The sequence below is a fragment of the Leminorella grimontii ATCC 33999 = DSM 5078 genome (genome assembly GCF_000439085.1).
In the GTDB taxonomy this organism is placed as follows: Bacteria; Pseudomonadota; Gammaproteobacteria; order Enterobacterales; family Enterobacteriaceae; genus Leminorella; species Leminorella grimontii.
This window is the reverse complement of the sequence record NZ_AUUA01000011.1, coordinates 132,002-140,039: the sequence shown is the minus strand read 5'-3', so window position 1 is coordinate 140,039 and position 8,038 is coordinate 132,002. Positions and strand designations below refer to the sequence as shown.

Here is an 8,038-nt window from a genome sequence, read left to right as displayed (position 1 = left end):
GTATAGGTGTAATGGTCAACCACGTCGTGGCCGGGGCGGTTGAACTGCGCCGCCAGCGTCTTCTCGGCAATCGCCATCCCGACGGCGTTACAGATACCCTGGCCCAGCGGGCCGGTGGTGGTCTCTACGCCCGGCGCATAGCCGTACTCCGGGTGGCCCGGGGTGCGGGAGTGAAGTTGGCGGAACTGCTTGAGGTCTTCGATAGAGAGGTCATAGCCGGAGAGGTGCAGCAGGCTGTAAATCAGCATGGAGCCGTGGCCGTTGGAGAGCACGAAGCGGTCGCGGTTCACCCAGTTGGGGTTGGTTGGACTGTGGCGGAGGAATCCGCGCCAGAGGACTTCGGCGATATCGGCCATCCCCATGGGCGCCCCCGGGTGGCCTGATTTGGCTTTCTGCACGGCGTCCATACTCAGGGCGCGGATAGCATTAGCGAGTTCTTTTTGAGAAGGCATCATATTCTCCATTTAAGTTCGGCATTTAAGTTCGGCATTTAATTTTGGTATTCAAATTCTGGCGTCTGAATTAACAAAACGAGGACGAGCAATGAATCTGCCCGCCCCCGTCTTTGGGCATAGCCTGAATGTATATTGACTGATTACAGACGAGCAAGCAGCATTTTTTCCAGCTTTTCCTGATCGGCGGCGAACAGGCGGATGCCTTCAGCAAGTTTTTCTACCGCCATTGCGTCCTGATTGTGCTGCCAGTTGAACTCAGCTTCGGTCATCGGGTTAGGGCGGTTTTGTACGTCGTTCGTCGGGGAAAGCTTACGCTCGACCGGTGCGTCAGACTCCTGCAGCTGCTTTAACAGCGCGGGCGAAATGGTCAAGCGATCGCACCCTGCCAAAGCAAGGATCTGTTCGGTGCGGCGGAAGCTGGCGCCCATAATGACGGTCGCGTAGCGATGCTGCTTATAGTAATTGTAGATATTGCGAACGGACACCACGCCCGGATCGCTGTCGGCCTGATATTCCGCAGACGGCTGACGGCTTTGGTACCAGTCGTAGATGCGGCCGACGAAAGGTGAAATCAAAAACACGCCGGCTTCCGCACAGGCGCGGGCCTGCGCGAAGGAGAACAGCAGCGTCAGGTTGCAGTTGATGCCTTCTTTCTCCAGCTCCTCTGCGGCGCGAATGCCCGCCCAGGTGGCGGCAAGCTTAATGAGAATGCGGGATTTGTCGATGCCCGCCTTTTCATAAAGCGAGATGAGCTTACGCGCTTTGGCGACGCACATGCCGCGATCGAAGGAGAGCCTGGCGTCAACTTCGGTTGAGATGCGCCCAGGGATAGTTTTGACGATCTCTGCGCCGATATAGACCGCCAGGCGGTCGCTGGCGTTAATCAGCTGCGTTTCTTTATCTCCGCCCTGAGCCTTGGCGTCTCGAATAGCGGCGTCAATCAGGTACTGGTATTGGGGCAGCTCCGCCGCTTTTAAAATAAGCGAAGGATTGGTGGTCGCATCCTGAGGTGAAAAGTGGCGGATAGACTCAAGGTCGCCGCTGTCGGCCACCACGGTAGTTAACTGTTTTAGTGCTTCAAGCTGGTTCATAAGGGGTCCTTTATCGTTCTATTCATCCCCTCCTCGTTCAGACTAAAACCTGGCAAGCCCCATTCTGACGATGAGCGGGTATCCCCAAACGGGCCCGCGTGAGCGGGCCCCTTAACCGGCTCCCCCGGAGACAGAGGAACCGGGGTATATGGCGTTATTTTTGCTGTAGATGTTGTTCGTAGTAGCCGATTCTTTCTACCTTAGGCGCAGAGTTGCCGCCGTCGAACTCAGATTCCAGCCATGCGCTAACGATGGTTTTAGCCAGTTCAACGCCAATAACGCGAGCGCCAAGAGAGATAATCTGTGCGTTGTTGCTCTTTCGCGCGCGTTCAGCTGAATAGGTATCGTGGCACTGCGCCGCGCGAATGCCGGGTACTTTGTTGGCGGAAATACTCATGCCGATGCCGGTTCCGCAAATAAGGATGCCGCGCTCGTGTTTGCCCGCCTTAATCGCCCGCGCTACTTCGACGGCAATGTCCGGATACATTGTCGGTTCGCTGTGCTTATCGCAGCTGTAGTCGACGACTTCGATTCCCTTCTGTTTAAGAAACGCGGCGATGTGGTTTTTCATCTCAATTGCCGCATCGTCACAGCCGATGGCTATAGGAAGCATATATCACCTCATTGACAAAATTTAACTGTAATTCTGTGTCGCCCCTGTGCCGCTTTGGCGCTCCCACCGACTGGCTAAGGTCGGAAGAAAGCGTCTGGTGTATGTTTCCGGCGGCCCGGATTAGCGTGGTTTCAAAAGTTCATTCATCGTTCTTTTGTTGCATGTTCGTTTTTTTCATATGTTAAGTCAATAAACTTTTGTTCGGTTTGGGGCGTTTTTTATCCAAAATGAGGCGCGCATAACGAAGTTAAACGAAGGCGATAGGGCGATTTTTTAGGGAAGTAAGAGATTTTTAAGGTGAAAATGAATAAATGAGACTGGTGTGAACAATCGATGCTTTCGGGTAAACGAAAGGGGCCATAAAGGCCCCTGAGGTGGAAACGACGGACGTCATCAATCGATCTAAGTAGATAACGCGTTAAGGCTGCTGCAGCATGTTCAGAATGGTGCGCGCGTTGGCTGCGCTGGTGGCGATAATGTCGATTGCGCCCGTGCGCAGCGCGCCGAGGATTGCCAGCGCCTTGGTGCTCTCAGACGCAATGGCGATAACGCAGGGGATTTGGCGAAGCTCTTCAGTGCTCAGGCCGATAACCCGGTTGTTCATCACCGTATTGGCCGGCTGCCCCTGAGCGTTAAAGAAGTCGTATCCGCCAATTTCTCCGGTTACGCCCTGATGGAGGCTGGCGTCGACGATTTCCTGCGGCGTAAACCAGCCGAGCTTAACCATGTAGCTGTTTTCATTCATGTCGCCGATGCCCACCAGCGCGATGTCCGCCTTACGGGCGCGGTCCAGCGTTTCCTTGATGGTGCCGTTTTGCATGAAGGCTTCTTTCAGCGCACGGTTCTCTACGTAGGCCGGCGCGTACAGGGTTTCGCTGGTGCCGCCGAACTTTTTCGCCATGCGGCGGCTGACGTGGTCAGCGTTAATGGCATCGCCCGGGCGGTGGGTGCCGCCAATGCCGCAGATAAACTTACAGTTTCTTTCCGGTACGATGCTGACGTGATCCGCCACGGCGGCGATGTTTCGCCCTTGGCCTACGGCCAGCACGGTGTTGTCTTTCAGGTTGGTGGCCAGATAGTTTGAAACCAGCGAAGCGACCTGACGGCGCTGTTCGTCTTCATCCTGGTAGTCCAGCGCAATAAGCGCGCGCTTGAGGCCAAAATGTTCAATCAGCTGTTGTTCCAGGCGCGTGCTGTACACCGGGTGATAGCGAACGGTGATCTCGACGATGCCTTCATTTTTGGCGCGCTTAAGCAGGCGCCCAACTTTAATTCTTGATATACCGAATTTTTGCGCAATTTCTTCCTGCGTCATCTCATCCTGATAGTAGGCTACGGCGATCTCAGTCAGCAGTTCGTTGTCTTGTGGAACTCGTTGTTTTTCCATTGAGTTATGCCTTTTAGTTCAAAAACGGATGTTAAAAAGCGTTGTTATTATTCTTTATTCCTAAACGCTATTAAACGGATGAACCTATCCCGTTCATATTAGAACATTTGTTATGCAGGGTGAAGTGTGAATTTTCATTTGTTCTATTTGTGTTCTTTTTATATAGAAAGCCGAAGCGATTCAGTTCACGAAAATAGAATAATTAGAGGTAAAAGCGCGATTAATGCGATCCCCTGTCTTTTTTTATTTCTGGTTTTTTGCTGATATAGCTGAACAAAAGTTTGTCATTTGTTCTTTTGTATTATTGGCGGCTAACAATAATACACGGTTGAAACAGAACGATAAAACAAAAGCATTTCTCGACGGCGCGTTAATCGTCAAAGCCTGTAGCGCTTGATGAAATTGGAGCATTAACGTTTAAAAGGGAATATTTGACTGCTGCGGATATGCGTAACCAATTGACATTCTTGCCGGCAAACCAGCGCTGGTGCAGGGGACGAAAATGTTACAAATAAAAGCCAGAACCAAGATACTTGCGCTGTTTTGCGCAATGTCATTCCTCATGTACGTAGACCGCGTAAACTTGGCCGCCACCGCGGGTCTGATTAAAGATGAACTGGGCCTTAGCAACACAGAGCTCGGCGTTATTTTCTCTGCGTTTGCCTATACCTATGCCGTTTTTCAAATCATCGGCGGCTGGTTCGTTGACCGTCTGGGAGCACGCCGCATGATCATTTTCTGCGGCGTTATCTGGGTTATTGCTACCGTGTTGACCGGCTTCGTCGGCGGTTTCGTCTCTTTGTTCCTTGCTCGGTTGTTGTTAGGCGTTGGCGAAGGCGCGGCGCTGCCTTCTCAGGCGCGGGCGATCACCTACTGGTTCAAGCCGCAGCAGCGTGGCTTCGTGCAGGGCATTACGCACTCATTTTCTCGTTTGGGCAATGCGATTACGCCGCCCATCATCGTTGTATTAGTGGCTTTTTGGTCCTGGCGCGGCGCGTTTATCGGCCTTGGCGTTGTCACGTTCGTCTGGCTGATATCCTGGATCGTATCGTTTAAGGACGACCCGCGCGATCACAGCGGTATGACCGAAGAAGAGCTTGAAGGCGTACCGGTTTATGAGAAGAAGGATCTGAAGGTCAAAGCCGAACCTACACCGTGGGGGCCTCTGTTAAAGCGGATGGGGCCGACGATGGGCGTCTATTTCTGCTACGGCTGGACCAGCTGGCTGTTTTTCACCTGGCTGCCCACCTTCTTTATGCACGGTCGCGACATGGACCTGAAGTCATCGGCGCTGTTTACCGCCGGCGTGTTCCTGTCCGGCGTGGTGGGTAATACGGTCGGCGGCGTAATCAGCGACAAAGTGCTGAAGATGACCGGCAACTTGGTCACTGCGCGCCGCAACATCATTATTTTCAGCTTTATCACCGTACTGCTTCTGCTGATCCCGGTTATTAACACTCATTCTCTGCTCATTATGACGATATGCCTGAGCGTGGCGTTCTTCTGCCTTGAGCTGACCATTGGGCCTATCTGGGCCGTGCCGATGGACATTACGCCGAAATACGTGGGGATCGCCAGCGGCCTGATGAACGCCGGTTCCGCCGTCGCGGGCATTATTTCGCCCATCGTTTTCGGCATCATTATCGACAAAACCGGCAACTGGAGCCTGCCTTTCTATGGTTCCGTCGTGCTGCTTGTTGTAGGCATATTCCTGACTTTCTTCATGCGTCCGGACAAACCGTTGCAGGTGCCGGGTTCTGGACAGGCCTATGTAGGCGCCAGAAAAACAGTCTGATTCGATTTTAACAAAAGGTAGGTAGTGATTATGACGATTCCATCCATTGCATTAGTTCTCGGCGATCCGGCGGGCGTAGGCCCTGAGCTGGTCGCGAAAGTGTTATCCAAAGAAGAGAACCGTAACAAGGCCAATATCGCGATTATTGCCGATCGGGATGAGCTAGAAAAAGGCATGGCGATCGCCGGCCTGCGCTTCCCGTATGAAGAAGCTGACGACATCGCCAAGGTCACCTTCAAGCCGGGCGTGCCGGTGCTGTTCCATCATAAAAACAGCCATCCGGCGCCGTTTGAATACGGCGTAGCGACCGAACAGAGCGGCGTTTACATGCTTGAGACGCTGAAAAAGGCAGTGGACATGACCCAGGCCGGCTATACCAGCGGGATCTGCTTTGCGCCGCTGAACAAGCAGGCTATGCACAAAGGCGGCCTGAAGTATCGCGACGAGCTGCACTGGTTTGCCGAACTGACCGACTTTAGGGACTTCGCCTGCGAGCTGAACGTGGTGGACGGCATCTGGGCCAGCCGCGTCACGTCCCACATTCCGTTTAAGGACATCGTCGCCAACCTGAGCGTCGACAGCGTGCTTGACTGTATCGAGCTTTTGCAGCGCACGCTGCTTCAGGCCGGCGTGGCCAAGCCGAAGATTGCGGTGCAGGCGCTGAACCCGCACGGCGGAGAAGGCGGCCTGTTCGGCGACGAAGAGATCAAAATCATCAAGCCTGCGATGGAAAAGGCGCGCGAGAAGGGTATCGACGTCTACGGGCCGTTCCCTGCGGATACGACGCTTAAGGCGGTTCAGGACATGAAGCTTGACGGCGTCGTCTCGATGTACCACGACCAGTTCGCCTCAGCCCTGAAGATGCTGGGCTTTGAGCGCGGCGTAACGGTACAGGGCGGTATTCCTATCCCTATTGCAACCGCGAACCACGGTACGGCCTATAACATTTATGGCCAGAACGTGGCGTCGCCGTTGGCGTATGAAAATGCGCTGAACATCACTATCAATATGGCAAAGAACGCCCGCTAAGTGGGGCAAACGTAGAGGACGACTATTTCCATGAGTATAAGAAAACCCAAAAAACTCTTGAACGATCCCCGCGACGTGCCGGAAGAGCAGTTGGACGGCCTGATTGCCGCCTGCCACGGCACAATGAAGCGGGTTGACGGTTTCAGCGCCGTCGTTCGCGATGAGATCCCCGACGGAAAGGTCGTCGTTCTTATCGGCGGCGGCAGCGGCCATGAACCCATGTTTGCCGGCTACGTAGGGCAAGGGCTCGCCGATGCCTCTGCGCTGGGCGAGATCTTCACCTCGCCTTCGCCCGATATCATCATGGCGGGCGTTCAGGCTGCCGAGCGGGGCAAGGGCGTGCTGTTCGTCTACGGCAACTATGCCGGCGACAACATGAACTTTGACATCGCAGCCGAGCTGTTGGAAGAAGAGGGGATCCCATCGCGGACAATCCGCGTCAACGACGACATCGCTATCGCCAAGATGGGCGATCGCCGCGGCGTGGCGGGCGACATGATGGTGCTGAAGATTGCCGGCGCGGCCGCCGAACAGATGAAGAGCCTGGATGAGGTTCATCGCCTGGCGGTCAAGGCCAACGACAACACGCGCTCGATGGGCGTTGCGCTGTCGGCCTGTTCGCTGCCGCTGAACGACGGCTTCAACTTTGAGCTGGCTGACGACGAACTGGAGCTCGGCATGGGCATCCACGGCGAACAGGGCGTACGCCGCCAGAAGATGGCGCGGGCTGACGAGATTGTGGCTGAAATCATCGAGCGCCTCTGCGCCGACCTGCCGTTCGTGGCCGGCGACCGCGTAGCGTTGCTGATAAACAATCTGGGCGGTTCTACGGTGACCGAGCTGCTGATTGCCAACCGCAAGGCCAATGAGATGCTGACCGAAAAGGGCATCATTATTCACGATACGCTGATCGGTAGCTACTGCACGTCTCAGGAAATGTCCGGCTATTCAATTACGCTGTTCAAGCTTGATGACGAACTTCAAGCGCTTTACGACGCACCTTGCCACAGCTTTGCCTGGAGAAAATAACATGATGGACTTAACTACGACCCGCAATCTGATGCGCGCGACGGCGGAAAAGATGGTCGCATCCGAGCCGGAGCTGACTCGTTTGGATCAGGTGATTGGCGACGGCGATCACGGCTTGGGTATGAAGCGTGGCTTTGCCGCCGTCGTGACGCTGCTTGACGGCGACAGCTGCAATCCTGACGACGTCGGCGCGCTGCTGCTGCAAATCGGCACGCGCCTGATGTCCAGCATGGGCGGGGCGTCCGGCGCTATCTTTGGCACCATGTTCCGCGCCGGCGGCAAGGCCGTAGCCGGTGAGCCTGCGCTCACTACGCCGGTGTTGGCGCGCTTTTTGACCGAAGGACTGAATGCGGTCTTCCAGCGCGGCGGCGCTAAAAAAGGCGATAAAACCATGGTTGACGCGCTGACGGCGGCGGTGGAAAAGGCCAACGCGCTGGGCGATATGCCGCTGAACGAAGCGCTGCCGCAGATCGCGGAAGCGGCCAGACAGGGAGCGGATTCAACCAAGGATCAGGTCGCGGTGTTTGGCCGGGCGAAAACGCTGGGTGAGCGTTCACTGGGGCACGTCGATCCGGGCGCGGTATCCATGTCGCTTATCCTGACCTATATGGCGGAAGGCGTTTAGGCGTAAACCTAAAG

General features: G+C 55.1%; 7 protein-coding genes and 1 pseudogene. 4 read left to right on the top strand and 4 right to left on the bottom strand.

Translation table 11 applies throughout. The features are described 5' to 3' along the window. The 4 genes and pseudogenes from G544_RS0113250 to G544_RS0113235 form a co-directional block, all read right to left on the bottom strand. Window positions 1-452: pseudogene (locus tag G544_RS0113250) on the bottom strand (transketolase); the annotation flags it as partial. 143 nt (window positions 453-595) lie between these two features. Continuing rightward, complete coding sequence (gene tal / locus G544_RS0113245) at window positions 596-1,546, bottom strand: transaldolase (protein WP_027275056.1); 951 nt, start codon at window positions 1,544-1,546, stop codon at window positions 596-598. A 154-nt stretch (window positions 1,547-1,700) separates the two neighbouring features. Continuing rightward, the gene (gene rpiB, locus G544_RS0113240; protein WP_027275055.1) at window positions 1,701-2,159 is read right to left on the bottom strand and encodes a ribose 5-phosphate isomerase B; all 459 of its coding nucleotides are present in this window, start codon (window positions 2,157-2,159) and stop codon (window positions 1,701-1,703) included. Window positions 2,160-2,577: 418 nt separating this feature from the next. Beyond that, window positions 2,578-3,546 (bottom strand): sugar-binding transcriptional regulator, encoded by a 969-nt coding sequence (locus G544_RS0113235; RefSeq protein WP_027275054.1) that lies wholly within the window; start codon window positions 3,544-3,546, stop codon window positions 2,578-2,580. Between the two features lie 502 nt (window positions 3,547-4,048). On the opposite strand from G544_RS0113235, the gene G544_RS20560 reads away from it, so the two are divergent. The 4 genes from G544_RS20560 to dhaL are packed head-to-tail and all read left to right on the top strand — an operon-like array spanning window position 4,049 to window position 8,024. Continuing rightward, a complete protein-coding gene (locus G544_RS20560; RefSeq protein ID WP_051155748.1) occupies window positions 4,049-5,341 on the top strand; it encodes an MFS transporter in 1,293 nt (430 codons plus the stop codon). Between the two features lie 30 nt (window positions 5,342-5,371). Then, entirely contained in the window at window positions 5,372-6,370 is a 999-nt protein-coding gene (locus G544_RS0113220; RefSeq protein ID WP_027275053.1) for a 4-hydroxythreonine-4-phosphate dehydrogenase PdxA, read from the top strand. 30 nt (window positions 6,371-6,400) lie between these two features. Beyond that, the gene (locus G544_RS0113215; RefSeq protein WP_081650791.1) at window positions 6,401-7,399 is read left to right on the top strand and encodes a dihydroxyacetone kinase subunit DhaK; all 999 of its coding nucleotides are present in this window, start codon (window positions 6,401-6,403) and stop codon (window positions 7,397-7,399) included. A gap of 1 nt (window position 7,400) precedes the next feature. Further along, window positions 7,401-8,024, top strand: a complete 624-nt coding sequence (dhaL, locus tag G544_RS0113210) for a dihydroxyacetone kinase subunit DhaL (RefSeq protein WP_245614596.1) — start codon at window positions 7,401-7,403, stop codon at window positions 8,022-8,024. The last annotated feature ends 14 nt before the right edge of the window (window positions 8,025-8,038 follow it).